The sequence below is a fragment of the Bacillus sp. JJ1764 genome (genome assembly GCF_036962145.1).
Lineage (GTDB): Bacteria > Bacillota > Bacilli > Bacillales > Cytobacillaceae > Neobacillus.
The window spans coordinates 1-2,314 of the sequence record NZ_JBALNY010000232.1; the positions used below are offsets into that span (position 1 = coordinate 1).

The window sequence follows — 2,314 nt, forward strand, 5'->3', positions numbered from 1 at the left end:
GTTATTAATAGTATTCAAAATTTGAATTTTTAATTTATAATGAAAAAGGGAGACCGATGGTTTCTTTTAAAAGAAGATGTTTAGGAGGTCTACATAATGGAACAGAAAGTGGTAAGTCCGGAATTACAAAAAACGTTAGAGCAGTTTCAAGCCTTAGACGAAAAAATAACCCATTTCTCCAGCATATTGGGTTTAGCTGATTGGGATCAAAAGGTTATGGCACCGAAAAAGGGGCGAAATGTATTTGCAAAGGCAATTGGAACATTACGTACCGAGATATTTAAATGTTCCATTTCTGAAGAAATGGGGAATTTACTGAAAACGCTTACCGAAGTAAAAAACCAAGATCTCCTTGATGAAGTAACGAAAGCCAAGGTTAGAGAGTACCATACTTATTATCAAAAATCCAAAACCATACCAGCTGACCTTTTCCAAGAATATTCCGTGTTAACAGCCCAGGCAAATGATGCTTGGGAAGAGGCGAGAGAGAACAATGACTTTGAACGTTTTCAACCATATTTGGAAAAAATCGTTTCGTTCAAACGACAGTTTGCAGAACTTTATGGCTATAAAGAACATCCGTATGATGCTATGTTGGATGAATTTGAGCCTGGACTGACCGTAAAAATCCTTGATCCGTTATTTGCAAAATTAAGAGAATCTAGTGTGAGATTATTGGAACGGATTCAACAGCATGGGAAAAAGACACTGGTTGAGGTTTTTAACCAGGATTTTGATATTGAAAAACAAAAAGAATTTAATCGCTATATTTTGCCATTAATTGGCTTTGATACACAGGCTGGCCGACTAGATGAAACGGTGCATCCCTTCGCCCAAACCATCAATATTGGGGATGTTCGTCTAACAACACGATACTTAAAAGATAATGTTCGATCAGCATTATTTGGTACCATTCACGAATCGGGCCACGGAATCTACGAACAACATATTAATCCTGAGTTTGAGGAGTCGGTGCTGCAAAGCGGAACTTCTTTCGGCATTCATGAGTCACAATCCCGCTTTTTAGAAAATATGGTTGGTCGTAGCAGAGAATTTTGGAATCACTTTTATCCGAAACTAGAAGAGTATTTCCCAGAGCAATTAAATGGGATGACAGTTGAAGAGTTTTATCGCGCTGTTAATACAGTTGAACCCTCTTTGGTTCGTGTTGAGGCAGACGAGTTAACCTATAATCTGCATATCATGGTCCGTTATGAAATTGAAAAAGCACTAATGGCAGGAGAAATTGAGGTGAAAGACCTTCCAGCCATTTGGAATCAAAAAATGAAGGATTATTTGGGGATCATACCTCCAACTGATACAGAGGGGGTTTTACAGGATGTCCATTGGTCATTTGGCGGGATCGGATATTTCCCTTCCTATGCACTAGGGAATCTATATGCTGCTCAAATCCTTTACACCATCCAAAAAGAACTGCCAGATTTCTATCGAGATATTGAAAATGGAAAGTTCGATGTGCTACAAAACTGGTTAAAGGAACATATCCATCAATATGGAAAACTTTATACTCCAAATGAATTAATTGTAAAAGTAACCGGCGAAGAATTAAATGCTGATTATCTTGTGGAGTATATGGAGAAGAAATATTCTGAGGTATATCAACTCTAAAAAGTTGCAAACTTATAAAACTTTCATTGACATTCCAAACATATCAATATATATTTATAGTAATTAAATAGTTCCTTTTAAAGGGGAGTAGCTGCTACAATAAAGTCGTCATTACGGGATGAAAATCTCCGGCTTTATTGGCAACATCACGTTGTTAGCAAGACCTTTACTATACAGTAAAGGTCTTTTTCTATGCTTTTTTAGGCCTTTACCTGATATGGGTAAAGGCCTATTTTATTTTAAATTTGAAGAGAAAATGGGGGAAAAATGATGGATGTATCTTTAATTCTGGAATACGGGTGGGTTCTGCTGGTATTAATTGTACTGGAAGGGCTTCTGGCAGCGGATAATGCCTTGGTGCTGGCGATTATGGTAAAACACTTGCCGGAAGAAGAGCGAAGAAAAGCCCTATTTTACGGATTAGGCGGGGCCTTTGTAATTCGCTTTGCCTCATTATTTGTGATATCGTTTCTGGTCGATGTGTGGCAGGTCCAAGCCATTGGTGCGCTCTATCTAATCTTTATGGCAATAAATCATATTTTCCGAAAAATATTTAAAGGAAAAGTGGAAGAAAAGCATGAGGATGAGTCGGTTAAGAAGCACAGTGGTTTCTGGGCCACCGTTTTAAAAGTAGAAATCGCGGATATCGCATTTGCAGTGGACTCTATTCTAGCTGCTGTAGCAA

General features: G+C 38.0%; 2 protein-coding genes. Both read left to right on the plus strand.

What is annotated here, in order from left to right; translation table 11 throughout:
* Positions 1 to 96: 96 nt before the first annotated feature.
* On the plus strand, positions 97 to 1,629 hold the full coding sequence (locus V7083_RS22935) for a carboxypeptidase M32 (RefSeq protein ID WP_335482436.1): 1,533 nt from the start codon (positions 97 to 99) through the stop codon (positions 1,627 to 1,629).
* A 270-nt stretch (positions 1,630 to 1,899) separates the two neighbouring features.
* Positions 1,900 to 2,314: TerC family protein (locus V7083_RS22940; protein ID WP_438823767.1), on the plus strand; the 415-nt coding region annotated here is incomplete at its 3' end.

Excerpts from the sequence above, each read along its gene's own strand:
- V7083_RS22935 (WP_335482436.1), top strand. The coding sequence starts at position 97 with ATGGAACAGAAAGTGGTAAGTCCGGAATTACAAAAAACGTTAGAGCAG.